The organism is Comamonas aquatica, assembly GCF_018064205.1.
Taxonomy (GTDB): domain Bacteria; phylum Pseudomonadota; class Gammaproteobacteria; order Burkholderiales; family Burkholderiaceae_C; genus Comamonas; species Comamonas aquatica.
Map to the genome: position 1 here is coordinate 3,667,179 of NZ_CP072916.1, position 25,321 is coordinate 3,692,499.

Annotated in this window: 26 protein-coding genes; 14 read left to right on the forward strand and 12 right to left on the reverse strand. The window is 68.6% G+C overall.

Annotation, left to right across the window (positions count from 1 at the left end; genetic code table 11):
• The first annotated feature begins 26 nt into the window (after positions 1-26).
• Positions 27-1,028 (forward strand): Bug family tripartite tricarboxylate transporter substrate binding protein, encoded by a 1,002-nt coding sequence (locus KAQ61_RS17175; protein ID WP_210929952.1) that lies wholly within the window; start codon positions 27-29, stop codon positions 1,026-1,028.
• A 97-nt stretch (positions 1,029-1,125) separates the two neighbouring features.
• Positions 1,126-2,679 (forward strand): galactarate dehydratase, encoded by a 1,554-nt coding sequence (gene garD, locus KAQ61_RS17180; RefSeq protein ID WP_210929953.1) that lies wholly within the window; start codon positions 1,126-1,128, stop codon positions 2,677-2,679.
• A gap of 75 nt (positions 2,680-2,754) precedes the next feature.
• On the opposite strand, the gene KAQ61_RS17185 is transcribed toward garD, so the two are convergent.
• Positions 2,755-3,096, reverse strand: coding sequence for a YqcC family protein (locus tag KAQ61_RS17185; RefSeq protein ID WP_042411941.1), 342 nt, complete (start codon positions 3,094-3,096; stop codon positions 2,755-2,757).
• A 297-nt stretch (positions 3,097-3,393) separates the two neighbouring features.
• On the opposite strand from KAQ61_RS17185, the gene KAQ61_RS17190 reads away from it, so the two are divergent.
• From KAQ61_RS17190 to KAQ61_RS17210, 5 genes are all read left to right on the forward strand, one after another.
• Entirely contained in the window at positions 3,394-4,257 is an 864-nt protein-coding gene (locus KAQ61_RS17190) for a branched-chain amino acid ABC transporter permease (protein WP_210929954.1), read from the forward strand.
• A 1-nt stretch (position 4,258) separates the two neighbouring features.
• A complete protein-coding gene (locus tag KAQ61_RS17195) occupies positions 4,259-5,233 on the forward strand; it encodes a branched-chain amino acid ABC transporter permease (RefSeq protein WP_154164032.1) in 975 nt (324 codons plus the stop codon).
• On the forward strand, positions 5,220-5,984 hold the full coding sequence (locus KAQ61_RS17200; RefSeq protein ID WP_043385576.1) for an ABC transporter ATP-binding protein: 765 nt from the start codon (positions 5,220-5,222) through the stop codon (positions 5,982-5,984). Before KAQ61_RS17195 ends, KAQ61_RS17200 begins: the two co-directional genes overlap by 14 nt.
• On the forward strand, positions 5,971-6,678 hold the full coding sequence (locus tag KAQ61_RS17205) for an ABC transporter ATP-binding protein (protein WP_210929955.1): 708 nt from the start codon (positions 5,971-5,973) through the stop codon (positions 6,676-6,678). Before KAQ61_RS17200 ends, KAQ61_RS17205 begins: the two co-directional genes overlap by 14 nt.
• A 177-nt stretch (positions 6,679-6,855) precedes the next feature.
• On the forward strand, positions 6,856-8,025 hold the full coding sequence (locus KAQ61_RS17210) for an ABC transporter substrate-binding protein (protein WP_210929956.1): 1,170 nt from the start codon (positions 6,856-6,858) through the stop codon (positions 8,023-8,025).
• A 176-nt stretch (positions 8,026-8,201) separates the two neighbouring features.
• Here KAQ61_RS17210 and KAQ61_RS17215 read toward each other — a convergent pair whose 3' ends face one another.
• From KAQ61_RS17215 to KAQ61_RS17225, 3 genes are all read right to left on the reverse strand, one after another.
• Positions 8,202-8,975 carry an SDR family oxidoreductase gene (locus KAQ61_RS17215; protein ID WP_210929957.1) on the reverse strand — a complete coding sequence of 258 codons (774 nt, stop codon included), beginning with the start codon at positions 8,973-8,975 and terminating at the stop codon, positions 8,202-8,204.
• 121 nt (positions 8,976-9,096) lie between these two features.
• Positions 9,097-9,900, reverse strand: coding sequence for an IclR family transcriptional regulator (locus tag KAQ61_RS17220; protein ID WP_042411930.1), 804 nt, complete (start codon positions 9,898-9,900; stop codon positions 9,097-9,099).
• A 104-nt stretch (positions 9,901-10,004) separates the two neighbouring features.
• Positions 10,005-10,775, reverse strand: coding sequence for a ferredoxin--NADP reductase (locus tag KAQ61_RS17225; RefSeq protein WP_042411928.1), 771 nt, complete (start codon positions 10,773-10,775; stop codon positions 10,005-10,007).
• 366 nt (positions 10,776-11,141) lie between these two features.
• Here KAQ61_RS17225 and KAQ61_RS17230 point away from each other — a divergent pair, with 366 nt between their 5' ends.
• The 4 genes from KAQ61_RS17230 (at position 11,142) to KAQ61_RS17245 (ending at position 15,861) form a co-directional block, all read left to right on the forward strand.
• On the forward strand, positions 11,142-12,341 hold the full coding sequence (locus tag KAQ61_RS17230) for an ABC transporter substrate-binding protein (RefSeq protein WP_210929958.1): 1,200 nt from the start codon (positions 11,142-11,144) through the stop codon (positions 12,339-12,341).
• Between the two features lie 93 nt (positions 12,342-12,434).
• Positions 12,435-14,330: an ABC transporter permease gene (locus KAQ61_RS17235; RefSeq protein ID WP_244982935.1), complete on the forward strand. Its 1,896-nt coding sequence runs from the start codon at positions 12,435-12,437 to the stop codon at positions 14,328-14,330.
• A complete protein-coding gene (locus KAQ61_RS17240; protein WP_210929959.1) occupies positions 14,327-15,088 on the forward strand; it encodes an ABC transporter ATP-binding protein in 762 nt (253 codons plus the stop codon). Before KAQ61_RS17235 ends, KAQ61_RS17240 begins: the two co-directional genes overlap by 4 nt.
• Complete coding sequence (locus tag KAQ61_RS17245) at positions 15,085-15,861, forward strand: ABC transporter ATP-binding protein (protein ID WP_210929960.1); 777 nt, start codon at positions 15,085-15,087, stop codon at positions 15,859-15,861. Before KAQ61_RS17240 ends, KAQ61_RS17245 begins: the two co-directional genes overlap by 4 nt.
• 13 nt (positions 15,862-15,874) lie before the next feature.
• Here the strand turns inward: KAQ61_RS17245 and KAQ61_RS17250 are convergent, their stop codons facing one another.
• The 3 genes from KAQ61_RS17250 to KAQ61_RS17260 form a co-directional block, all read right to left on the reverse strand.
• The gene (locus KAQ61_RS17250; RefSeq protein WP_210929961.1) at positions 15,875-16,447 is read right to left on the reverse strand and encodes a hypothetical protein; all 573 of its coding nucleotides are present in this window, start codon (positions 16,445-16,447) and stop codon (positions 15,875-15,877) included.
• 29 nt (positions 16,448-16,476) lie between these two features.
• Positions 16,477-17,097: a hypothetical protein gene (locus KAQ61_RS17255; RefSeq protein ID WP_244982936.1), complete on the reverse strand. Its 621-nt coding sequence runs from the start codon at positions 17,095-17,097 to the stop codon at positions 16,477-16,479.
• Positions 17,098-17,273: 176 nt separating this feature from the next.
• Positions 17,274-18,191, reverse strand: coding sequence for a LysR family transcriptional regulator (locus KAQ61_RS17260; protein ID WP_210929962.1), 918 nt, complete (start codon positions 18,189-18,191; stop codon positions 17,274-17,276).
• 104 nt (positions 18,192-18,295) lie between these two features.
• Between KAQ61_RS17260 and KAQ61_RS17265 the strand changes: the two genes are divergently transcribed.
• Positions 18,296-19,072 carry an SDR family NAD(P)-dependent oxidoreductase gene (locus KAQ61_RS17265; protein WP_210929963.1) on the forward strand — a complete coding sequence of 259 codons (777 nt, stop codon included), beginning with the start codon at positions 18,296-18,298 and terminating at the stop codon, positions 19,070-19,072.
• A gap of 11 nt (positions 19,073-19,083) precedes the next feature.
• Here the strand turns inward: KAQ61_RS17265 and KAQ61_RS17270 are convergent, their stop codons facing one another.
• From KAQ61_RS17270 to KAQ61_RS17285, 4 genes are all read right to left on the reverse strand, one after another.
• The gene (locus KAQ61_RS17270) at positions 19,084-19,683 is read right to left on the reverse strand and encodes a YiiX/YebB-like N1pC/P60 family cysteine hydrolase (protein ID WP_210929964.1); all 600 of its coding nucleotides are present in this window, start codon (positions 19,681-19,683) and stop codon (positions 19,084-19,086) included.
• Complete coding sequence (locus tag KAQ61_RS17275; RefSeq protein WP_210929965.1) at positions 19,680-20,144, reverse strand: DUF4878 domain-containing protein; 465 nt, start codon at positions 20,142-20,144, stop codon at positions 19,680-19,682. Before KAQ61_RS17275 ends, KAQ61_RS17270 begins: the two co-directional genes overlap by 4 nt.
• A 155-nt stretch (positions 20,145-20,299) precedes the next feature.
• Positions 20,300-20,899 carry a glutathione S-transferase family protein gene (locus tag KAQ61_RS17280; RefSeq protein WP_210929966.1) on the reverse strand — a complete coding sequence of 200 codons (600 nt, stop codon included), beginning with the start codon at positions 20,897-20,899 and terminating at the stop codon, positions 20,300-20,302.
• Between the two features lie 46 nt (positions 20,900-20,945).
• Positions 20,946-22,163: a YbfB/YjiJ family MFS transporter gene (locus tag KAQ61_RS17285; RefSeq protein WP_244982937.1), complete on the reverse strand. Its 1,218-nt coding sequence runs from the start codon at positions 22,161-22,163 to the stop codon at positions 20,946-20,948.
• Between the two features lie 76 nt (positions 22,164-22,239).
• Here KAQ61_RS17285 and KAQ61_RS17290 point away from each other — a divergent pair, with 76 nt between their 5' ends.
• The gene (locus KAQ61_RS17290) at positions 22,240-23,157 is read left to right on the forward strand and encodes a LysR family transcriptional regulator (RefSeq protein WP_210929967.1); all 918 of its coding nucleotides are present in this window, start codon (positions 22,240-22,242) and stop codon (positions 23,155-23,157) included.
• Positions 23,158-23,218: 61 nt separating this feature from the next.
• On the opposite strand, the gene KAQ61_RS17295 is transcribed toward KAQ61_RS17290, so the two are convergent.
• The gene (locus tag KAQ61_RS17295) at positions 23,219-24,757 is read right to left on the reverse strand and encodes a YifB family Mg chelatase-like AAA ATPase (RefSeq protein ID WP_210929968.1); all 1,539 of its coding nucleotides are present in this window, start codon (positions 24,755-24,757) and stop codon (positions 23,219-23,221) included.
• Between the two features lie 206 nt (positions 24,758-24,963).
• Between KAQ61_RS17295 and KAQ61_RS17300 the strand changes: the two genes are divergently transcribed.
• Positions 24,964-25,302 (forward strand): P-II family nitrogen regulator, encoded by a 339-nt coding sequence (locus KAQ61_RS17300; protein WP_042411906.1) that lies wholly within the window; start codon positions 24,964-24,966, stop codon positions 25,300-25,302.
• Positions 25,303-25,321 lie beyond the last annotated feature (19 nt).

The window sequence follows — 25,321 nt, forward strand, 5'->3', positions numbered from 1 at the left end:
CTTTTGTTCCACAGGAGACAACCACCATGCAACGTCGCACCCTGATCCAGCGCACCCTCGCCGCCAGCTCCCTGCTGCTGGCCGCATCCATGCTCGCCGCGCCCGCCCTGGCGCAGGGCAACTGGCCCACCAGCAAGCCCATCACCTACCTGGTGCCCTTCCCACCCGGGGGCAATACCGACACCCTGGCACGCGTGATTTCACAGCCGCTGAACAAGGCGCTGGGCACGTCGGTGATCATCGAGAACAAGGGCGGTGCCGGTGGCAGCGTGGGCTCGGCCCTGGCGGCCCGTGCGCCTGCCGATGGCTTCACCATCCTGGGCGGCACCATCAGCTCGCACGCCATCAACGTGAGCCTGTATTCCAAGCTGGACTATGACCCCGTCAAGTCCTTCACCCCCATCGCCATGCTGGGTTCCGGTCCGCTGGTGCTGGTGGTGCCGGCGTCCAGCCCCTACAAGACCCTGGCCGAAGTGCTGGCCGGCAGCAAGTCCAAGGCTTCGGCCGGCGGCCTGACCTCGGCCTCGCCGGGCAATGGCACCTCCAACCACATGGCGATGGAGCTACTGGCCTACCAGACCGGCGTGAAGTTCACCCACGTGCCCTACAAGGGCAGCGGCCCCGCCGTGCAGGACGTCATGGGCGGGCAGGTGGACATGATGTTCGACACCGCCCTGGTCGTGGGCCCGCACATCCAGGCCGGCAAGCTGCGTCCGATTGCCGTCACCAGCTCCAAGCGCCTGGAGTCGCTGCCCGATGTGCCCACGATCGCCGAATCCGGCGAAAAAGGCTTCGACATGGGTTCCTGGCAGGCCGTGTTTGCGCCGGCCGGCACCCCCAAGGCCGTCGTCGACCGCCTGCACGATGAGATCATGAAGATCGTGGCCACGCCCGAGGTGCAGGCCCGCCTCAAGAGTTTTGGCATGCAGCCTTCGCGCATGACGCCCGCCGAGCTGGCCGAGTTCCAGAAGGCCGAAGTGACCAAGTGGGCGGCCGTGATCAAGGCGGCTGGCATCAAGGCCGACTGAGCCCACCCCTGTGCGCGCCGTGCCGCCGCCTCCGGGCGGCGGTTGCGGTGCGCGGGGTCCCGCGTGCGGGGCCCCGGATAACCGAGACGAGATTGCCATGAGCACCCCCCTTCCCCTTGCCATCACCATGCACGCGGCCGACAACGTGGCCATCATCGCCAACGATGGCGGCCTGCCTGCCGGTACCGTGCTGCCCAGCGGCCTGACCCTGCGTGACGCCGTGCCCCAGGCGCACAAGGTGGCCCTGGTGGACATCCCCACCGGCGGGGTGATCCGCCGCTACAACGCGGCGATCGGCTACGCGCTGCAGCCGATTGCCGCAGGCAGCTGGGTGCACGAAAAACTGCTGCAGATGCCCGAGGCGCGCTCGCTGGAAGGCCTGCCCATCGCCACCGTGCAGCCGCCCGTGCTGGAGCCGCTGGAGGGCTATACCTTCGAGGGCTATCGGAATGCCGACGGCTCCGTGGGCACGCGCAACATCCTGGCCATCACCCAGACCGTGCAGTGCGTCGCCGGCGTGACCGACTTTGCCGTGCAGCGCATCAAGGCCGAGCTGCTGCCCAAGTACCCCAACGTGGACGACGTGGTGGCCCTGGCCCACACCTACGGCTGCGGTGTGGCGATTGACGCCCCCGATGCCGTGATCCCCATCCGCACCGTGCGCAACCTCAGCCTGAACCCGAACTTCGGCGGCGAGGTCATGGTGGTCAGCCTGGGCTGCGAGAAGCTGCAGCCCGAGCGCCTGCTGCCCCCGGGCAGCTTCCCCATCGTGGACGAGCGCGAACAGGCACTCGACGTGGTCTGCCTGCAGGACGACGCCCATGTGGGCTTCATGTCCATGGTGGACTCCATCCTGCGCCAGGCCGAGCAGCACCTGCGCCGCCTCAACGCGCGCTGCCGAGAGACCGTGCCCGCCAGCGAGCTGGTGGTCGGCGTGCAGTGCGGCGGCAGCGATGCCTTCAGCGGCTTCACGGCCAACCCCGCCGTGGGCTTTTGCACCGACCTGCTGGTGCGCGCGGGCGCGTCCGTGATGTTCTCGGAAGTGACCGAGGTGCGCGACGGCATCGACCAGCTGACCTCGCGCGCGTCCTCGCCCGAGGTGGCCGAGGCCATGATCCGCGAGATGGCCTGGTACGACAATTACCTTAACAAAGGTCGCGTGGACCGCAGCGCCAACACCACGCCCGGCAACAAGAAAGGCGGTCTGTCGAACATCGTGGAAAAAGCCATGGGCTCCATCGTCAAGAGCGGCAGCGCCCCCATCACGGGCGTGCTCTCACCTGGCGAGAAGCTGCAGCGCAAGGGCCTGACCTACGCCGCCACACCGGCCAGCGACTTCATCTGCGGCACGCTGCAGCTGGCCGCCGGCATGAACCTGCACGTGTTCACCACGGGCCGTGGCACGCCCTATGGGCTGGCCGAGGTGCCGGTGATCAAGGTGGCCACGCGCCACGACCTGGCGCGCCGCTGGCACGACCTCATGGACATCAATGCCGGCACCATCGCCACGGGCGAGAAGACGATTGCCGACGTGGGCTGGGAGATGTTCCAGTTCATGCTGGACGTGGCCAGCGGCCGCAAGAAGACCTGGGCCGAACAGTGGAAGCTGGCCAACCAGCTGGTGCTGTTCAACCCGGCGCCGGTGACCTGAGCGCACGGCGCCGCCCCCTGCAAAAAGCGCTGCCGAGGCAGCGCTTTGCTTTTTGGGGGGATGCCCGGGTGTGGCCTAGCCCGCGGCGGCCACGGTCAGTGTGGCATCGATCCGGGCCAACACCTGCAAGGCCGTGGCGTGGGGGCCCTGGGGAAAGCGGCTGTTCCATTCGTGCTCGGCCAGCGGGTGCACGCTGCAGTTGCCGGGCAGGGGGGCGTTGGCGTCCAGCAGCGCATGCAGGCGCGGCACGAACACCCACTGCAGCCATTCCTCGATCTGCAGGGTGTCGTACATGAAGGGCATGGTCGATGCCAGGGCCTGCTCCGACGGCGGCTGCGCGCCCCACAGGGCGGCCGCGCGCAGTTCGGCTTCCAGTTGCTGCAGGTGGTGGCGCAAGGTGGTGGATGTATCGCTCATGGTGCGATTGTCCCCGCTTCGCCAATCCCTGACAGGTCACCGTGGTTGCCCTCATAAGGTTTCCCCGCAGGCCGCGTCAACTAGGTTACTGCGCGGGCCTTCAAACCTTCGGGGTTTGCCCGGAATTGTTCTGCATGGCGGAATTTCCCACTGTTTATTTGCGAAAGCTGGCCCTAGTCTGGACTGACAGCGGGGTGCCGGCCAGCGCTGCCAACCGATCAAGGAGACAGGGATGCAGAACAACACCACGGCCGTTGGCGCAGGCGTGCGCGACGGCCACCAGGGCAGGAGGGCGTGATGGACGTTCTTTTGCAGCAAGTGCTCAATGGCCTGACATTGGGCGGTATCTACGGGCTGGTGGCGCTGGGGCTGACCCTGGTCTACGGCATCTTGCACGTACCCAATTTCGCGCACGGTGCGTTCTACATGGTCGGTGCCTTCGTCGCCTTCCACGCGATGAACGCCTGGGGCCTGGGCTACTGGCTGGCGATGCTGGTGGCCGCAGGCGTGGTGGCGGCGATGGCCGTGGTCAGCGAGCGGCTGGTCTTCACGCCGCTGCGCAACGCCTCGGGCATCCACCCCATGGTGGCCGCCATCGGCGTGCTGCTGTTTCTGGAGGCGGCGGCCCAGGCGCTCTGGGGTGCGGATTTCCAGCGCATGCAGACGCCCTATACCAGCATCATCGACCTGGGCGGCGTGACTGCGCCGGCCCAGCGCCTGCTGATCATTGCCGCGGCCTTTGCGCTGATGGTGGCGCTGCACCTGTTCCTGACGCGGACGTTGGTGGGCTCGACCATCATCGCCATGGCGCAAAACCGCGACGGGGCCTCCATCGTCGGCATCGACGCTCAGCGCGTGGCCATGCTGACCTTTGCCATCTCCGGCGTGCTGGCGGCCGTGGCGGCCACGCTGTACGCGCCCATCAACCTGGTCTACCCGGCCATGGGCCATCTGGTGATCACCAAGGCCTTCGTGATCATCATCCTGGGCGGCATGGGCAGCATTCCCGGTGCCATCGTGGGCGGGCTGATCATCGGCTTTGCCGAGAGCTTCGGCGCCTACTACATCTCGACCGACTACAAGGACATCATCGCCTTCGTGCTGCTGGTGGTGATCCTGTCGATGCGCCCCGAGGGCCTGTTTGCAAAGAGGGGGCGCTGAGATGCAAGCTTTTATTGATAGCAAACTGGCCTGGGGGCTGTTGCTGGCGGCCAGCCTGGCCTTTCCCTGGGTGGCGGGCAACGACTACCACCTGACGGTGATGAGCACGGCCTACATCTTCGCCATCGCCACGCTGGGGCTGAACCTGATCACGGGCTACACCGGCCAGCTCAACCTGGCGCATGCCGGTTTCATGGCCGTCGGTGCCTACACCGTGGGCATCCTGACCGTAGACCATGGCTGGAGCTTCTGGGCCGCCTTCCCCATGGCGGGGGTGGTGAACGTGGTGCTGGGCTATGGCGTGGGCCTGCTGTCGCTGCGGCTGAAGGGGCACTTCTTTGCCATCTTCACCCTGTGCGTGGGCTACATCATGTTCCTCATCATCGAGAAGTGGGAGGGCCTGACGCACGGCACGGTGGGCATCATGGGCATCCCCGCGCCCGAGCCGATCGGCGCCATCAGCTTCGAGTCTCCGCTGGCGCTGTACTACCTCACGCTGGGTTTTCTGGTGCTGGCCGTGTGGGCCATGCGCCGCATCGTCAAGTCGCTGCTGGGGCGCACCTTCATCGCCATCCGCAACAGCGACGAGCTGGCCGAGGCGCTGGGCATCAACCTGATGCGCAACAAGACCCTGGCCTTCATGCTCAGCGTGTTCTACGCCGGCATGGCGGGCGGGCTGTACGCGGGCTTCGTGCGCTTCATTGGCCCGGACCTGGCCGGCACGCACCACACCTTCGACATGATGATCTTCATGATCGTCGGCGGCCTGGGCACGGTGCTGGGCCCGCTGCTGGGCGCCATCGGCATGCCGTGGCTGACGCAGTCGCTGCAGTTCCTGCAGGAGTACCGCTTCATCGTCTTCGGCCCCATCCTGGTGGCGCTGGTCATCTTCCTGCCCCACGGCATCGTGGGCAGTTTTCTGGCGTGGCGCGCGCGCCGTGCGGCCAAGGAGGGCCGGCCCCATGCTCAAGATTGAACACCTGACCAAGCGCTTCGGCGGGCTGGCGGCGGTCAACGACGTCAGCACCGTGATCGAGGCCGGCAAGATCAACGCCATCATCGGTCCCAACGGCGCGGGCAAGACCACGTTCTTCAACCTGATCAGCTCCATGCACAAGCCCACCAGCGGCACCATCACCTTCAACGGGCGCGATGTGACCTCGCTGCGCCCGGACCAGGTGGCGCAGCTGGGCGTGGCGCGCACCTTCCAGGCCACGTCGCTGTTCGACAAGGCCTCGGTGCTGGACAACCTGATCGTCGGCCACCGCCTGCGCACGCGCTCCGGGCTGTGGGATGTGCTGCGCGGCTCCAGCCGCCTGCGCGAGGAGGAGCGCGTGTGCCGCGAGAAGGCGCGCGATGCGCTGGACTTCGTCGGTCTGTCGCACATCGCCCACCGCCTGGCGGGCGACATCACGCAGGAGGAGCGCAAGCGCGTGGCCTTTGCGCTGGCGCTGGCCACCGACCCGCAATTGCTGCTGCTGGACGAGCCGGCCGGCGGCGTGAACCCGGAGGAGACCGAGGGCCTGGCCCAGCTGATCCGCAAGTTCGTGCGGCACGGCATGACGGTGGCGCTGATCGAACACAAGATGGGCATGATCATGAGCCTGGCCGACAAGATCCTGGTGCTGAGCTACGGCGAGAAGATCGCCGAAGGCACGCCCGACGAGATCCGCCGCAACCCGGCGGTGATCGACGCCTACCTGGGGAGCGAGCATGCTGAAGTTTGAGAACGTTTCGCTGAAATATGGCAGCTTCCTGGCGCTGGACCAGGTCAGCCTGCATGCCGCCCAGGGCGAGCTGGTGGTGCTGCTGGGTGCCAACGGCGCCGGCAAGAGCTCGCTGTTCCTGACGGCCAGCGGCATCCACAAGGCCGCCGGCGGCTCCATCACCTGGAATGGCCAGGAGCTGGTGGGCCGCAAGCCCTCGGCCATCGTGCAGTCCGGCGTGGTGCAGTGCCCCGAGGGGCGCAAGCTGTTCCCGCAGATGAGCGTGCGCAAAAACCTGGAGCTGGGCGCCTACGTGCACCGCCGCGACCCTGGCCCCAGCCGCCAGACGCTGGAGGAGGTGTTCGCCCTGTTCCCCATCCTGCGCGACAAGCAGCACGACCCGGCCGGCTCGCTGTCGGGCGGGCAGCAGCAGATGGTGGCCATCGGCCGCGCCATGATGGGCCGCCCCCGGGTGCTGCTGCTGGACGAACCCTCGCTGGGCCTGGCGCCGCTGGTGATCAAGCAGATGTTCGAGGTCATCGAGCGCATCAATGCAGCCGGCACCACGGTGTTGCTGGCCGAGCAGAACGCGTTTGCGGCGCTGAAGATCGCCCACCGCGCCTACGTGCTGGAAAACGGCCGCATCGTGCGCGAAGGCGCGCCCGCGGCGCTGCTGGCCGATGACTCGATCCGCAAGGCGTACATCGGGGCATGACCCCCTGAGGCGGTTTGCGCCTTCCTCCGCTCTGGCGGGTCCGCCGGAGGGGGCGACATCCTCGCTGTGGGGCGGGCCTGGCGCGATGTCCCCCGCGAAGGTGAGCGATTTTCACTGCGCCGAGGTGCGCAGTTCTGGTTCCGCAACGCAAGACACACCACACACAAGGAGACAACCATGCGTGCATTTTCTCGACTCAATCGCCGCCAGCTGACCGGGCTGGCCCTGGCCTGTGCGGCCACCTGGGCTGCGCCGGCGATGGCGCAGGACGTGGTCAAGATCGGTTACTCGGGGCCGCTGTCGGGCGGTGCCGCGCAGTACGGCAAGAATGCGCTGGACGGCATGCTGCTGGCGGCCGACGAACTCAATGCCGCCAACCTGGAGGTGGGCGGCAAGAAGGTGAAGTTCGAGATCGTGCCGCTGGACGACAAGTACAACCCGTCGGAGACCGCCATCAACGCTCAGCGCCTGGTGCAGCAGCACAAGACGGCGGCCATCCTGGTGCCGCATTCCGGTGGCATCTTCGCGGTGCAGACCACCAACGAGCGCAGCAACTTCATCGTGCTGGCCTACAGCTCGGTGCCGCAGATCACCAACCGCGGCAACAAGCTGACGCTGCGCATTCCGCCGGAGTTCACCACCTACATCGAGCCCTTCTCCAGCTACCTGATGCAGCGTTACGGCAAGAAGGTGGCCATGGTGGGGGCGGACCACGACTACGCCAAGGCCTGGGCCGCGGCCTTCAAGCCCGGCTGGGAAAAGCTGGGCGGCAGCGTGGTGGCCGAGAACCCCATGAGCTACAACCGTGCCACCGACTTCTACAGCGGCGTCAGCAAGGCGCTGGCGGCCAAGCCCGATGTGCTGTTCGTCGGCGGGGCCTCCGAGCCCACGGCCCTGGTCGTCAAGCAGGCGCGCGAGCTGGGTTTCAAGGGCGGCTTCCTGGTCATGGACCAGGCCAAGCTGGATGAGATGGCGCGCGTCGTCGGCGGCCTGGAGGTGCTGGAAGGCGCCATCGGCGTGCTGCCCGTGTCGGCCGACCCCTCGCCCGACAACCAGGCCTTCATCGCGCGTTTCGGCCAGAAGTTCGCGGGCCGCGTGCCCGGCTCCGAGGCCCTGTGGAACTACACCGCCGTGCATGCCACGGCCAAGGCCATGCAGCTGGCCGGCTCGGCCACCGATGCCAAGGCCATCCACGCCAAGCTGGATGCGGGCTACAAGGCGCTGTCGCCCCAGGTGAACCCCGGCGGTGTGCTGGGCGTGGACGACAAGGGCGGCACCTTGACCCGCGAGCGCGGCGGTGCGGTGCAGGACGGCAAGATCACCGTGATCAGCACCGAAAAGAAATAAACCGACAGGTCGGTCACACCCCCCACAAAAAGCGCACCTCGGTGCGCTTTTTGTTGGGCCATCCTGGCCATGGAATCATCAGTAAAAAGAGCGGTTTGCGCGCGCCCAACCATGATTTCAAAGTGTTTTGTGTCTGAAATCGTTGAATGTTCAGCGCGAACCGCTCCTTTTTTCGATCAGATCAGGCTGGCGCCGCCGTCCAGCACCAGGGCCTGGCCGGTCATGTGGCGCGAGGCGTCCGAGGCCAGGTAGACGGCGGCGCCCTTCAGGTCCTCCTCGCCGCCGATGCGGCGCAGCGGTGCCCGCGCGATCAGCTGGTCGCCCAGCTGGTCGATCAGGCCGTTGGCCAGCTTGCTGGGGAAAAAGCCCGGGCAGATGGCGTTCACGCGGATGCCGTACGGCCCCCACTCGGACGCCAGGGTGCGCGCCAGGTGCACGGCGGCGGCCTTGGAGGTGTTGTAGGCCACGGTGTGCATGCCCGGTGGCGTGCCCTTGAAGGCCGCGACCGAGGCCGTGATGATGACGTTGCCCTGGCCCTTGGGAATCATCACGCGCTTGGCCACCTCGCGCGTCAGGAAGAAGGGCGCGGAGACGTTGAGGTTCATGACCTTGTGCCAGGCTGCGTCGGGGTAGTCCTCGGCCTTGGCGCCCCAGGTGGCGCCGGCGTTGTTCACCAGGATGTCGATGCTGCCCAGCTCGGCCAGCACGGCATCGACCAGCGCCGGAATGGCGTCGAACTGCTGCAGGTCGTTGGTGAAGGTGGCGACCTGGATGCCCAGGCCTTCGAGGTGGGCCTTGGCGGCGGCCAGCTCGTCGGCCTTGCGCGCCGTGATGGCCAGGCGGGCCCCCATCTCGCCCAGGGCCTCGGCCATCTGCAGGCCCAGGCCGCGCGAGCCCCCGGTGATCAGCGCGGTCTTGCCGGCCAGGTTGAACAGTTGTCGGACGCTCATGCCGTGTCTCCTTGCTTGTTGGTGTGGACTGGAGGGCCCGCAGCGCGGAACGCTCCAGCAAACATCCTAGGAGAGGCGGCGCGGCGGCGCTGTCGTCTCGGTAACTGCCGCCGGCGCGGCGCTAGGCCTGGTAGATGGCCTGCTGCAGGCGGCGCACCATGCGCTCCAGCTCGGGCCGGGCGCGGGACATCAGCAGGTCGGCGGAAATCAGCCGCGCCGGGCCGCCGCAGCTGATGGCCATCAGCGGCAGGCCACGGCCCGGCGAGAAGGCCAGGGCGATGGCGTTGACGTGCGGCAGCCAGTCGCCGAAGGAGGTGGTCAGCCAGGGGTGGGGGCGCTCCTGGTGCTGCGGCCACTGCGCCGCCAGGGGCTGGACGGCGGCCCACTGCTCGGGCGCATGGGCCTGCAGGTAATCCAGCGCCTGCAGGCGTTCCTTCACCGGACAGGCCGCCAACCAGGCGCGGCCCACGGCCGTGGTGCCCAGCGGCAGGCGTGTGCCGATGTCCAGGTCCGAGTCCATGGGCAGCGGGCTGGGGCAGTGTTCGATGTAGACCATGCTGTGCCGGTCGCGCGCGGCCAGGGCCACCTCGGCCTGTGTCAGGTCGCACAGCTTTTGCATCAGCGGCCGCGCGATCTTGCGCACATCCAGCCCCGACAGCATGGCGCTGCCCAGGGCCAGCGTGGCCGTGCCCAGGCGGTACTTGCCTTCTTCGGGCACGTGGATCAGGTAGCCCAGCGCGGTCAGCGTGTGCGTCAGGCGCGAGACCGTGGACTTGGGCAGCCCGCAGCGGCGCGCGATGTCCTGGTTGCCCAGCAGTTTCTCGCCGGAGCGAAAGCATGACAGCACCTCCAGACCGCGTGCCAGGGCGGTGATGTAGTTGCGGTCGGGGGCGGCGGGCAGGGCCGGGTCGCGAAGGGCAGGCATGCCTTGGATTATGGAAACCCCCGGCGCGCGGCGCCACAGGGCTTTCGCCAACAAAAAGGCCCGCCGCGGCGAACCGGGGCGGGCCTTGGGCAGAGAGAGCGGGATTACTTCTCGACGAAGGCGCGTTCGATCACGAAGTCGCCGGGCGTGGTGGTGTTGCCTTCCTTGAAGCCGCGCACTTCCATCATGTGCTTCAGATCGGCCAGCATGGCGGGGCTGCCGCAGAGCATGACGCGGTCGGTCTCGGGGTTCAGCGCGGGCAGGCCCAGGTTCTGCGGGAAGACGTTGTTGTTGATCAGGTCGGTGATGCGGCCCTGGTTGCGGAAGGGCTCGCGCGTCACGGTGGGGTAGTAGTGCAGCTTGCCCTTGACGATCTCGCCCAGGAATTCATGCTCGGGCAACTGCTCGAACATCTCCTGGTAGGCCAGTTCCTTGACCTCGCGCACGCCGTGCACCACGACCACATTGTCGAACTTCTCGTAGGTCTCGGGGTCACGCGCCACGGCCAGCCAGGGCGCCAGGCCGGTGCCGGTGCCGATCAGGTACAGGTTCTTGCCGGGCAGCAGGTAGTCGATCAGCAGTGTGCCCGTGGGCTTCTTGCCGACGATGATGGTGTCACCGACCTGGATGTGCTGCAGGCGCGAGGTCAGGGGACCGTCCTCGACCTTGATCGACAGGAACTCCAGGTGCTCCTCGTAGTTGGGGCTGGCGATGGAGTAGGCGCGCAACAGGTTCTTGCCGTCGACCTTCAGGCCGATCATGGTGAAGTGGCCGTTGGAAAAGCGCAGCGACGTGTCGCGGGTGGTGGTGAAGGAAAACAGGCGGTCGGTCCAGTGGTGCACGGACAGGACGCGTTCTTCGAGGAAAGCACTCATGATGGCAAAAGACGGGTAAAGCAAAAATGGGCACAGCCTGCCCGAGCGTTAGCAGCCAGGTGGCGAACCTTGGGGTGCTGCGCATATGCACAGCGGGTATAGCGGGCCGGCTTCTTATAAGGTAGACCGCTATTGTCCGAGAAATGCGGTCCCACGGGTGCGGTTGCCGTCCGAGATTTGATATGGATTAGTAATAAGCACCTGCCTGTCTGGCTTGACAAGGATTAATGCTCGGAATTAGCATAAGTGACCGTGCGCGCTGTGGCGGCACTTTTTAGATCAAAAATACTCAATTTGAGTATTAATGGGCGACATCCGCCAGCAGACGCGCAGAGCTGCACCGGGTGGCGCCGTGGAGGACGACATATGCAAAAGCGCTGGGCGTTGCCCTTGATGGCCTTGGCCGCTGTTCCTGCCTGGGCGCAGGGGGTGCTCAAGATTGGGGAGGTCAACAGCTACAAGGCCATGCCGGCCTTCCTCGAGCCCTACAAGAAGGGCATGGACCTGGCGGTGCAGGAGATCAACGCCGCGGGCGGGCTGCTGGGCAAGAAGGTGGAGCTGGTGGTGCGCGATGACAACGGCAACCCCGGCGACGCCGTGCGCGCCGCCGAAGAGCTGTACACGCGCGAAAAGATCGACGTGCTGACCGGCTCCTTCCTGTCGCACGTGGGCATGGCGCTGACCGACTACGCCGGGCAGAAGAAGCGCTTCTTCCTGGCCTCCGAAACCCTGACCGACAAGGTGGTGTGGGCCAATGGCAACCGCTACACCTACCGCCTGCGCGGCTCGACCTACATGCAGACGGCGATGCTGGTGCAGGAGGCCAAGAAGCTGAACAAGAAGCGCTGGGCCATCGTCTACCCCAACTACGAGTACGGCCAGTCGGCCGTGGCCACCTTCAAGCAGCTGATGCAGCAGGCCCAGCCGGACATCGAGTTCGTCGCCGAGCAGGCGCCCCCGCTGGGCAAGATCGACGCCGGCGCGGTGGTGCAGGCACTGGCCGATGCCAAGCCCGATGCCATCTTCAACGTGCTGTTCTCGGTGGACCTGGGCAAGTTCGTGCGCGAAGGCAACACCCGTGGCCTGTTCAAGGGCCGCCAGGTGGTGGGCCTGCTGTCGGGCGAGCCCGAGTATCTGGACGCGCTGCGCCAGGAAGCGCCCGAGGGCTGGATCGTCACCGGCTACCCCTGGTACGCCATCAAGACCCCGGCCCACGATGCCTTCCTGAAGGCCTACCAGGCCGCGTACAAGGACTATCCGCGCCTGGGCACCATCGTCGGCTACAACGCCATCCAGTCGCTGGCCGCGGGCATCCGCAAGGCCGGCAGCACCGACACCGAGGCCCTGATCCGCGCCTTCCAGGGCCTGCACGTGGACACGCCCTGGGGCCCCATCACCTACCGCGCGCAGGACCACCAGTCCACCATGGGCGCCTACGTGGGCAAGACCACCTACAGCAAGGAGCTGCAGCGTGGCGTGATGGTGGACTTCTACTATGCCGATGGCAAGGACTACCAGCCCTCGGACGCCGAGGTCAAAAAGCTGCGTCCCGCCAGCGCACAATAAGCCACCGGGGCGAACAGCCACCCGGGCCTGGGCGCCCGGGTGGCTTTTTCACACCTGCCACACAGCAATCCTGAGTTTGAGGAGCATTGCCGCATGAGCGCATCTGGCCTGCTGGCCCAATTGCTCAACGGGCTGGCCAGCGCGTCGTCGCTGTTCCTGGTGTCCGTGGGGCTGTCGCTGATCTTCGGGGTCACGCGCACCATCAATTTCGCGCACGGCTCGTTCTTCATGCTGGGCGCCTACCTGGCGTTCACCAGCGTCGAGACCCTGGCGCCGAGTCTGGGCTTCTGGCCGGCGTTGCTGCTGGCGCCGCTGGTCTGCGGCGTGCTGGGTGCGCTGACCGAAATGCTGCTGCTGCGCCGCATCTACCAGGCGCCCGAGCTGTTCCAACTGCTGGCCACGTTTGCCCTGGTGCTGGTCATCAAGGACGCGGCCCTGTGGCTGTGGGGGCCGGAAGAGCTGTTCGGGCCGCGCGCCGCGGGCTTCGAGGGTGCGGTCGACATCCTGGGCCGCAGCTTTCCCACCTATGACCTGCTGCTGATCGCCGTCGGCCCGCTGGTGCTGCTGGGCCTGACCCTGCTGCTGACGCGCACGCGCTTCGGCATCCTGGTGCGCGCAGCCACGCAGGACCGCGAGATGGTCGGCGCGCTGGGCGTGAACCAGGCCTGGCTGTTCACGGCGGTGTTCGCCCTGGGCACGCTGCTGGCGGGCCTGGCCGGTGCGCTGCAGCTGCCGCGCGAGCCGGCCAGCCTGGAGATGGACATGACCACCATCGGCGCCGCCTTCGTGGTGGTGGTGGTGGGCGGCATGGGCAGCATCCCCGGCGCCTTCATCGCCGCGCTGCTGATTGCGCAGATCAAGGCCGTGTGCATCTGGCTGGGCGTGCAGGAGGTGCTGGGGGTGACGGTGTCGTTCTCCAAGCTGACGCTGGTGGTGGAATTCCTGGTCATGGCCGCCGTGCTGATCTGGCGCCCCTGGGGCCTGCTGGGCCGGCCCCAGGCCCCGGCGCGCGCGGCAGGCACGCCCGAGCAGCCGCTGCGCCCCGCCGGAGGGGCCGGCCGCACCGCCTGGGCCGTGCTGCTGCTGGGCCTGGTGCTGCTGCCGCTGGCCGCCGGGCAGGACAGCTATGCCACCGTGCTGCTGACCGACATGCTGATCGCCGCGCTGTTTGCGGCGAGCCTGCACTGCATCCTGGGCCCGGGCGGGTTGCATTCGTTCGGCCATGCGGCGTACTTCGGCCTGGGGGCCTATGGCGCGGCCCTGGCCGTGCGGGCGCTGGATCTGCCTATGGAAGCGGCCCTGCTGGTGGGGCCCCTGGCCGCCGTGGCCGGGGCCCTGCTGTACGGCTGGTTCTGCGTGCGCCTGTCGGGCGTGTACCTGACCATGCTGACCCTGGCGTTTGCGCAGATCACCTGGGCCATCGTGTTCCAGTGGGATGCGGTCACCGGCGGCAGCAACGGCCTGACCGGGGTCTGGCCCTCGGCCTGGGCCGAGCAGGGGGCCGCCTTCTACTGGCTGGCGCTGGCCGTCTGCGCCGCGGGCCTGTACCTGCTGCGCCGCCTGCTGTTTGCGCCCCTGGGCTATGCACTGCGCGCCGCGCGCGACTCCGCCGTGCGCGCCGATGCGATTGGCCTGGACGTGCGCCGCATCCAGTGGACGGCCCTGGTGGTGGCCGCGGGCTTTGCGGGCGTGGCCGGGGCACTGTTCGTGTTTTCCAAGGGCAGCGTGGCCCCCGACAGCCTGGGCGTGACCCGCAGCGTGGATGCGCTGGTCATGGTGCTGCTGGGCGGGATCCAGACCCTGGCGGGGCCGGTGGTCGGCTCGGCGGCCTTCACCTGGCTGCACGACACGGTGGCGCGCAACACCGATTACTGGCGCGCGCTGATGGGCGCCATCATGCTGCTGCTGGTGCTGCTGTTCCCGCAGGGGCTGGCCGGATCGGCGCAGCGGCTGGGGCGCTGGCTGGCGCGGCGCGGAGGTGGGGCATGACACTGCTGCAGGTCGAACAACTGAGCAAATCCTTTGGCGGCGTGCAGGCCGTGCAGGGCGTGTCCCTGGCGCTGCAGGCCGGCGAGATGCTGGCCCTGATCGGGCCGAACGGCGCGGGCAAGAGCACCACCTTCAACATGGTCGGCGGGCAGCTGGTGCCGGACCGTGGCCGCGTGCTGCTGCGCGGCCAGGACATCGCCGGGCTGGCGCCGCGCGCCATCTGGCGACGGGGCGTGGGGCGGACCTTCCAGATCGCGCAGACCTTTGCCTCGTTCAGCGTGGTCGAGAACGTGCAGCTGGCCCTGCTGTCGCACGACCGGCGCACCTTCCGCTGGTGGCCGCGCGCCGCAGCCCACCGCCGGGACGATGCGCTGGCCCTGCTGGAGCAGGTGGGCATGGCGGCGCAGGCCGACCGGCCCTGCAGCGAACTGGCCTATGGCGACGTGAAGCGCGTGGAGCTGGCGCTGGCACTGGCCCACGACCCGCAGCTGCTGCTGATGGACGAACCCACGGCCGGCATGGCGCCGGGCGAGCGCGTGGCGCTGATGCAGCTGACGCGCGACCTGGCCCGCGCGCGGCAGATGGGCGTGCTGTTCACCGAACACAGCATGGATGTGGTCTTTGGTCTGGCCGACCGCGTGACCGTGCTGGTGCGCGGCCAGCTGCTGGCCGAAGGCACGCCGCAGGCCATCCGCGACGATGCGCGGGTGCAGCAGGCCTACCTGGGCACGGGCTGGGTGCTGGAGGCAGAAAAATGATGGAAATAGAGAGCAGCATGGGCAAGCAGGACGCGCGCGAACAGCCTAAAACACCCTTGTTGCAGGTCGACGGCCTGCACGCCTGGTACGGCGCCGCCCACATCCTGCACGGCGTGTCGGTGCAGGTCGGGCGCGGCGAGGTCGTGGCGCTGATGGGGCGCAATGGCGCGGGCAAATCCACCACGCTCAAAAGCATTGCCGCCTTGGTGCCGCGCCGCGAAGGAAAAATTCTTTTCAGGGGCGAGGACCTGGCGCGCAAGGCCGCGCACCAGATCGCCCAGCGTGGCCTGGGCTATGTGCCCGAGGACCGGCGCATCTTCACCGAGCTGACGGTGCTGGAGAACCTGGAAGTCGGCCGCCAGCCGCCGCGCACCTGGCCCGACGGGACGGCGGTGCCGCACTGGACGCCTGAAAAGTTGTTTGCACTGTTTCCGAACCTGGGCGAAATGCCCGATCGCCTGGGCGGCCGCATGAGCGGTGGCGAGCAGCAGATGCTGACCGTGGCGCGCACCCTGATGGGCCAGCCCTGCCTGGTGCTGCTCGATGAGCCCTCGGAGGGCGTGGCGCCGCTGATCGTGGAGCAGATGGCGCGCACCATCCTGCAGCTCAAGCAGGCGGGCATCGGCATCCTGCTGTCCGAGCAGAACCTGCCCTTCGCCCAGGCCGTGGCCGACCGCACCTATGTGCTGGAGAAGGGGCAGATCGTCTGGTCCGGCGCCATGGCGGCGCTGGCGGGCGATGCCGCCGTGCGCCAGCAGTACCTGGGGGTCTAGGCGGTGGGCGGTGTCATGGCGCGAGGGCGCGGCGGAAGTCCGGGTCGCTGACGAGCTGGCCCACCAGCTGGCGGTACAGGCCTTGGTAGTGGGCCGCCGCAAGCGGGACCGCCACCGCGGCCATGAAGGACGACTCCCATTCGGCGCGGGCGCCCAGTTCCTTGGCGTAACGCGGCTGCCCGCTGCGCGTCACCACAAAACGGGCCTGCAGCGAGGCCGTGCCCGTGCCCATGGCTGGATCCACGGCGCTGTGGAGCAGCGTGCCCGTGATCACGGTCTGCGCATCGGGGCGCAACAGGCCGGCAGCATCGAGTTCGACCACCAGGCTTTCCCGCAGGTACTGGGCAAAGGAGCCCTGGATGGGCGATTGCACCGAGTTGGCACCGCGCAGGGCGTGACTGCGGTCCATGGCCGCCGGCTTGCCGGCCTCCAGCGTGAAGACACCCACCTGGGCGGGCGCGAGCGGGCTGCCGCGCAGCGCCTGGGTGTTTTCCACGGTGGGCTGGGGCGGGCCCATGGTGATCTGGGCGCAGCCGGTGGTGAGCAGCACGCCGGCGAGGGCGAAGAGCCGGGTGGCGCAATGCATGGACAGTGACCCAGGCGCGGGTGCGCGCATCAGGGCTGCTGGAAGCGCGGTTCGCGCGAGAGGTCGCGCAAGGCATGGGCCAGCACCTGGTGGACCATGGTGCGCACGGCGTCCTCCATGTTCTGCGCCTTGACCGCTTCAGCGGGGGCCGAGGCATTGCCCAGGGTGGTGTGGATGGCGTGGCGGGCCGAGGCCACCACGGCCGCGCCGCCTGCGGGCGGCAGGTAGCTCACCGTGCAGATGTAGCCGTCGGTCACGGCGGAGCCCGCGAGGCCGAAGGTCAGACCGGTCACAAAACCCTGCTGGGCCGCATCCTTGGTGATGGGCACGTTGTTGAGCGTGACCTGCAGCCAGCCGCCGTCACCGGCCGTGTCGCGCAGCTCCTGGAACAGGCCGCTGGCCGCCACCTGGGCGCGCACCTGTGCGGCCAGCAACTGGGTGGCCTGGGCGTTGGGCGCCCCCTGGGTCTGGAACTCGAACGTGAACCGCGCGGGGGCCGGCGCCGCGGGGGGCTGGATGTCTGCGGCCGGGATGTCGCGGGTCGCGGTGTCCACATAGACGGAGGCACAGCCGCCGAGGAAAAGACCACAGGAGGCCAGGAGCAAGGCACGGGCGGTGCTGGCAAGCCAGGAAGCCGAATGGGAGGGCATGGTGAAGCAAAGGAGAAGACCAGGGGCCGCGGCACAGGCCGCGGAACGGGGGCCCCGTGACGGCGCCGAAAGGGCCTTCAGAGGGGCCGCGGGAGTGTAGGAGTTTTGTTACAAAGCGCGGCGCCGCCGGCGACAGCCGGGCGTGTATCTGCCGCTTTGTTGCCTTGGCGCAACCTTCAGCCGGCCGTCGCTTCGGCCGCCAGGTGCTCGGCCACCACCGCCGCCAGCCAGTCCATGACCACCCGCACCCGGCGCGGCAGGTGGCGGCGCGTGGCGTACATCAGCGTGAGCGGCATGGGCGGTGCGGTGTGCTGCGGCAGCACTTCCACGAGTTCACCGCGCGCCAGCAGGTCCACCACACCCAGGCGCGGTACCTGGATGATGCCCAGCCCGGCCAGGCAGCTGGCCATGTAGGCCTCGGCATTGTTGACGGTGATGGCGCCCGGCATGGGCAGGACCAGCAGCGCGCCGTCCACCACGGCTTCGAAGCCGGTGGCGCGTGCGCCCAGGGTGTTCACGAAGTGCACCAGCCGGTGGTGCCCCAGATCGTCCAGCGACTGCGGGGTGCCGTGCTGGCGCAGGTAGCCGGGGCTCACGCAGTTGACCTGCCGCGCCTGGCCCAGCGGGCGGGCGACGAGGCTGGCATCCACCACCGCGCCGGTGCGCAGCACGCAGTCAAAGCCCTCGCGCACCAGGTCCACGCGGCGCTCGGTGCTGCTCAGCTCCAGCTCCAGCGCGGGGTGGCGCGCCAGCAGCTCGGGCAGGCGTGGCACGACCACGTTGCGCGCCATGCCGGTGGACATGTCGATGCGCACCCGGCCCTGCAGGCCGCCCTCGCGGTGCTGGAACATGGCCTGCAGCTCGTCCAGGTCGGCCAGCAGGTCCTTGCAGCGTTCGTAATAGGCCTGGCCGTCCTGGGTGAGCTGCACGCGCCGGGTCGTGCGGTGCAGCAGGCGGGTGCCCAGCTGGGTTTCGAGCTGCTGCACGGCCGTGGAAGTGCTGGCCTTGGGCAGGCCCAGGGTGTCGGCGGCCTGGGTGAAGCTGGCCAGCTCGGCCACCCGCGTGAAGATGCGCATGCGCTCCAAGGGATTCATTGTTCGTCGGTTGTGAACGATGTGATCGATTTTGCAGGGTTTATCTGGCCAGTGGTCATCAATAAAGTCTAGCCATCGACCTTGTCACCCCCCAGGAGCTGTCCATGACCACCCCCTCCCCGAGCATTTCCCCTATCGCCCTGATCACCGGCGGCAGCCGTGGCCTGGGCCGCAACGCTGCGCTGCACGTGGCCCGTGCCGGCACCGACGTGATCCTGACCTACCGCAGCCAGGCCTCCGAGGCCCAGGCCGTGGTGGCCGAGATCGAGGCCCTGGGCCGCAGTGCGCTGGCCCTGCCGTTGGACGTGGCCGACAGCCGCAGCTTTGCCGCCTTTGCCCAGCAGGTGCAGGCCGCGCTGGCCCAGCACTGGCAGCGCGAGCGCTTCGACTTTCTGGTGAACAACGCCGGCATCGGCATCCACGCCAGCTTCATGGAGACCACGGAGGCGCAGTTCGACGAGCTGGTCAACATCCACCTCAAGGGCACGTTCTTCCTGTCGCAACAGCTGCTGCCGCTGATGAACGATGGCGGGCGCATCCTCAACGTGTCCACCGGGCTGGCGCGCTTTGCGCTGCCGGGCTACGCCGCCTATGCGGCCATGAAGGGCGGCATCGAGGTGCTGAGCCGCTACATGGCCAAGGAGCTGGGCGCGCGCGGCATCACCGTGAACGTGGTGGCGCCGGGCGCCATCGAGACCGATTTTGGCGGTGGCGCGGTGCGCGACAACGCCCAGCTCAATGCCATGGTGGCCAGCCAGACGGCCCTGGGCCGTGTCGGCCAGCCCGATGACATCGGCGGGGTGATTGCCGCCCTGCTGCAACCGGGCACGGGCTGGATCAACGCCCAGCGCATCGAGGCCTCGGGCGGCATGTTCCTCTGAGCCGCGGCCGGCTACGGCGTGATCGGCAGCACGGGCGTCAGGGCCTGCAGCTGGGGCGCGCGCCGCAGGCCGCTGGGCAGCAGGTAGCGGCCACGCAGCAGCGGCAGGGTCACCTCGGTGTAGGCCACGTCGAGGGCCACACCGCCGTGCTGCCAGGCCTGCACCGCCAGCGTGGTGCAGTACAGGCCGCGTTCGGCATCCACCAGATCGAAGGCGCGGCCCTGCTGGGCCAGGGCCCAGGCCACGGCCTGTTGGCGGGCCGGGGCACTGGCGGGCACCCGGTACAGCTGGTAGGCCCGGGCGCGTTGCGGGTCTAGGTAGAAGTCCAGCGTGTCCAGCACCACGGCATCGGGCTGGCCGGGCTTTTCGGACGGGGTGGCATGCAGCACCTGCCAGGGGCCGGTGGGATCGGCCGGTGCCACCAGCAGGCCCACGTGGCTGAAGTCGCCGGTGTCGACGGCGCGCACCAGGTGACTGATGGTCTCCGTGCCCTGGCGGAACAGCAGGTCACCGGCGGCGGCCTGTGCGGGCAGTGGCGGGGTGGCCCCGACATGCCCACCGACCAGCAGGGCCAGACCGAAGGCGACGCCGTGGCGTCGCCACACACTCACAGCTGGACTTTCCAGACGCCGTTGTCCAGGAACAGGTTCATGCGCTCGCGGCGGGTGTTGCCATCGCCGTAGGTGACCAGCACCCGCAGCTGGATGACGTTCTCTCGGGTGGCAGAGGGCACGCGTTCGACGATCTCCACCTTTTGCAGCCCGCCCTTGGCGTCGACCTTGGACTTGGCGCCGGCCAGCATCTGGCGCAGCTTGGGGGTCAACTCGGCCAGTTGCTCTTTGGAGAGGCTGCGTGCCGAGACCATGCTGATGCTCCGGTCGAAATCACCATCGGCCAGCGCGCGGTAGAAGCGCTGCACCAGGGCATCCTGCAGTTCCTCGGGGGTGGCCGCGGGGGCGGCGGTGTCAGCAGGCGCGGTGGCGCAGCCGGCCAGGCCCAGGGCCGAGGCGGTGAACAAGCCCGCCAGCAGGCAGTGGCGGCGGGAAACGCAGGCAGAAACAGAAGAAGACACAGGACCATCCCCAAAAATTAGCAATGGGCCAGTGTAGTAGACGGGGCATGAAAAAAGACTGGATGGCCTGTGCTGCCTGCGGAAGTAGCTATCGATTTATGGGGGTGCGGTGGGGTGTGACAGCACCCCGCAGCGGCGGTGCCGGGGCCAGGCCCTCACTCAAACCGGGTGGCGTGCAGGCTGGGGCGCTGGCGGGCCGCCTCCAGCCAGGCGTGCAACCGCGGGGTGGCCTCGGCGGGCAGCAGCGCCGGCAGGCGAAAGCGCACGTACTCCAGGCCCACGGCCACGGTGATCTGGTCCAGGCCGAAGTCGGCGCCCACGGGGCGCGGCGGCGTCTGCTCCAGCTGCGCCAGGGTACGGCCCAGGGCGGCCAGGCGGCGCTGGCCCAGCACGCTGGCATCGGCCTCGGTGCCCTGGTACTTGCGCGCAATCACCACGGCAAACGCGGCTTCCATCAGGCCATAGCCCACGCTGGCCTGGGCCAGCACCGCGGCGCACTGCGCGGGGGGCACCAGGGCCGGGCCGGTGCCGATCTGGTCCAGGTACTGGGCGATCAGCAGGGATTCGGCGATCGCCTGGCCTTCGTCCGTCACCAGCACCGGGATGCGCAGCTGCGGGTGGACGGCCAGCAGGGCCGGGTCGTGGTTCCAGGGGTCGGACCAGACCAGCTGCACGCGTTCGGCCAAGCCTTTCTCCAGGGCGGCAATGCGGGCCACGCGGGCAAAGGGCGAGGTGGCGTTCAGAAACAGTTGCATGGTGGGTTCACTGTGAGATGCAAAAAAAAGAAGCTGTCAGCGCTGGTCAGGACTGGGCGGGCGCGGTTTTTTGGCGCGAAAACGCCACCAGCAGCGTGCCCAGCGCCAGGGCCGTGCAGCCCAGGGCAAACAGGCTGCGGTAGCTGCCGGTGCTGGCGTAGACATAGGCCATCAGATAGCCGGCCGTGGCCTGCAGCAGCGCAAAGGCGGCGGTGGCATAGCCCCACATGCGCTTGTGGCGCGCCGGGCCGATGAGCTGCATCAGGTAGCCCGAGGTGATGGCCGCCATGCCGGGCGACAGCGCCCCGACGATGAAGCCCGAGACCGCATGGCCAGCAAAGCCGGCCCAGACCAGGGGCAGGCCGATGGCCACGGCCTTGAGGGCGTAGGCCCCGGTGGTGGTGCGCCACCAGCCCCAGCGCGTGGCACACAGCGCGGCGCACAGCGGGCCGGCCACGGCACCCAGGCCGAACATGGCCCATTGGGTAGAGGCATAGCCGGCGCCCAGGTGCAGCTCGCGCGCCAGGTAGTCCACCCAGAACACGGTGTGCGGCACAAAGCCGAAGCCATCCGTGGTGTAGGCCAGGAACACCAGCACCACCGGCAGGCTCCACACCAGGGCGGGCGGGCTCGGCACCTGGGGGCCGGGCGTCACCGCCATGGGCACGGGCGCCGGCAGCTGGCGCGCCTGGCGCACGCCCCACCAGGTGGTGGCCGCGCAGACCAGGGCCAGGCCCCACCAGACGGCGCTCAGGCTTTGCTGGGCCAGGGCCGGCACCAGGGTGGCCGACAGCAGCGCGCCCACGCCGATGCCGCTGAACATCAGCGGCCCCAGCGCCGCACGGCGTGCCAGCGGCGTGGCCGCCATGGCCACCGAGGGGCCCAGCACCATCAGCGTGGCCCCGGCGATGCCGGACACCAGGCGCCAGACGAAGAACACGGCCATGGGCTGGGCCATGCTGCAGCCCAGAAAACTCAGCGTCACCGCGATCCAGCAACCCTGCAGCACGCGCACGGCACCCAGGCGTTCGGCCAGCGGCGCGGCGGCCAGCGCCCCGATCAGGTAGCCCAGCAGGTTGGCCGCGCCCAGGTAGGCCACCTGCTCGCCGGTGAACCAGCCGGCCAGCACCATCTGCGGCATCAGCGCGGTGTAGGCAAAGCGCGCCAGCCCGACGCCGCTGAGCGTGGCCAGAAAGCCGGTGAGGAAAAGCGGAAGTTCGTTGCGTTGGATCACGGCGCGCAGGGTCGGGTGGCAGGAGTCCACAGCTTAGCGGCGTGCTGCATCTTGTCCAATGATTCAAAATGAAGGCAAAAATCTTCTTTCGTGATGAGGTGGTGGCATGCAACTCAAATCCCTGCGCATCTTCGAGGCCGTGTGCGAGACCGGCAGTTTCGGCGCGGCCGCGCAGCAGCTGCACACCGTGCAGTCCAACGTGACGGCCCACATCAAGAAGCTGGAGGAAGAGCTGGGCGCGCAACTGCTGGAGCGCAGCACGCCGGTGGTGCCCACCTCGGCCGGGCGGCTGCTGCGTGGCCATGCGCGGCACATGCTGGCCTCGCACGACGAGGTGCTGGCCCTGCTGCAGGGCCGCCAGGCGGCGCCGGGGGCGCTGTGCATCGGCTCCATGGAGACCACGGCCGCGCTGCGCCTGCCGCCGCTGCTGGCCCAGCTGCACCGCCGCCACCCCGGCATGGTGATGGAGCTGCGCACCGGCCCCACGGCCTTTCTGGTCGACGAGATGCTGGCCGGGCGGCTGGACTGCGCCCTGGTCGCCGGCCAGCCACCGCAGCCGCGGCTGCAGGCCTGGCCGGTGTTCCGCGAAACCCTGGTGCTGGTCGGCAGTGCGCCGCTGGCGCAGTTCCCCACGCCGCAGCAGCTGTGCCAGCAGCCCTTTCTGGCCTTCCGCCAGGGCTGCAGCTACCGCCAGCGCATCGAGCTGCTGCTGGCCAGCCAGGGCATCACCTCGGCGCGCATCATGGAGCTGGGTTCGCTGGACGCCATCCTGGGCTGCGTCGCCGCCGGCATGGGCTATGCGCTGCTGCCCCAGTCCGTGGTGCAGGCCCAGCAGGCGCGCTTTGGCGTGCAGGGCTGCGCGCTGCCCCCGGGGCTGACCGACATCGCCCGGGTGGACACCTGCCTGGTCACCGGCCCCGAGGCCAGCTGGTCACCCGCGCTGCGCGCCTGGGTGCAGCTGCTGCACGAGACCGTGGCACCGACCCAGGCCATGGCCGAAGCCGAAGAACTCCTGATGGCATAGCGCCCTGCGCAGGCGCAGCAAGCGCTGCAGGCCAATTTGGCAGGTTTTTTTGAGGCGACGCTCAGGGACTCGCGGGCACCAGGGTGCGGCGGTACTGCATGGCCTCGGCCACGTGGGCGCTGGCGATGTGGGGGCTGCCGGCCAGGTCGGCGATGGTGCGCGCCACGCGCAGCGCGCGGTGGGTGGCGCGGGCCGACCAGCCCAGGCGGTCGGCGGCCTTGCGCACCAGGGCGGCGGCGCTGTCCTCCAGCTGCAGGTGCTGCTCCAGCGCGTCGCCCTGCAGCAGCTGGTTGCTGCAGCCCTGGCGCTGCAGGGCCCGCGCCCGCGCCTGGGCCACGCGGGCCTGCACGGCCTGGCTGCGTTCGCCCTCGGTGCTGGCCAGCAGTTGCTCGGCCGGCAGGCTGTGCACCTCGACGTGCAGGTCGATGCGGTCCAGCAGCGGGCCGCTGAGCTTGCCCTGGTAGCGCGCCACCTGGTCGGGCGTGCAGCGGCAGTTGCGCTGGGCACTGCCCCAGAAGCCGCAGGGGCAGGGGTTCATGGCCGCAATCAGCTGGAAGCGCGCCGGGAACTCCGCGCTGTGCGTGGCGCGGGCGATGGTGATGCAGCCGGTCTCCAGTGGCTCGCGCAGGGCCTCCAGCGCGCTGCGGCTGAATTCGGGGAATTCATCGAGGAACAGCGTGCCATGGTGGGCCAGGGAGATCTCACCGGGCTTGGGCGGTGAGCCCCCGCCGACCAGGGCCACAGCGCTGGCCGTGTGGTGTGGGTGGGCGGTGCGGCGCTGGCCCCACTGCGTGGCCTGGAAGCGCCCGCACAGGCTGGCGATGGCCGCGCTTTCGACGGCTTCCTGCTCGGTCATGGGCGGCAGGAGGCCGGCAAACCGGTGGGCCAGCATGGACTTGCCCGACCCGGGCGGGCCGACCAGCAGCACGGCATGGCTGCCGGCGGCGGCAATCTCCAGGGCGCGCTTGGCCTGGACCTGGCCCTTGACCTCGGCCAGATCCAGCAGGACCCGGGGCGCCTGGCGCGGTGGCGGCAGCATGCGCTGCCAGCCCGTGCTGGCGCGGTCATGCGGGGTGGCACCCGGGGGCAGCAGTTGCGCCACCACATCCAGCAGGTGGGCGGCACCATAGACCTCGGCCTGCGGGGCGCAGGCCGCCTCGGCGGCGCTGTCCAGCGGCAGCACCAGGCGTGCCGGGGTCTGGCCCCAGGGCAGGGCCAGGCTGGTGGCCAGGGCCCCGCGCACCGGGCGCAGCTCGCCGGACAGCGACAGCTCGCCCGCGAACTCCCAGCCGTGGAGCCGCGCCGCATCGATCTGCCCGCTGGCGGCCAGGATGCCCAGGGCGATGGGCAGGTCGAAGCGGCCGGAGTCCTTGGGCAGGTCGGCCGGCGCCAGGTTCACGGTGATGCGCTTGTTGGTTGGAAATTCCAGGCCGCTGTTGACGATGGCGCAGCGCACGCGCTCGCGGGCTTCCTTGACCTCCACGTCGGCCAGCCCCACCAGGGCCAGGCTGGGCAGGCCGTTGGCCAGATGCACTTCCACGGTGACGGCGGGCGCTTGCAGCCCCAAAAGGGCACGACTTTGGACGCAAGCCAGGCTCATGGGGCGGTCCTCCCTCAAAAGGTGCACAAAAAAGCAGCACATGCCACCGTGGGTTTGCACTAAAGTGGTGCAACGCGCGATGTTTCCAGATGTGCACTGTAGAACGCGGGCCTGCTCCGCTGCAAGGCCGTTGGTTGGCACGCTCCATGCTTAAAGGGCTTGTCACAACACTTTTTACAACTGCCAGCTTCCCGGAGGAACGTCTTATGAAAATGGTGTCAGCCATCATCAAGCCCTTCAAGCTCGACGAGGTGCGCGAAGCACTGTCACAGCTTGGCGTACAGGGCATCACCGTGACCGAGGTGAAGGGCTTCGGCCGCCAAAAAGGTCACACCGAGCTGTACCGCGGCGCCGAGTATGTCGTCGACTTCCTGCCCAAGGTGAAGTTGGAAGCCGCGGTCGACGATGCCGTGCTCGAGCAGGTGATCGAAGCCATCGAAGGCGCAGCCCGCACCGGCAAGATCGGCGACGGCAAGATTTTCGTTTACGACCTGGAGCAGGTCGTGCGCATCCGCACCGGCGAGACCGGCAAGGAAGCCCTGTAACCCACCCCCTAATGCAAGA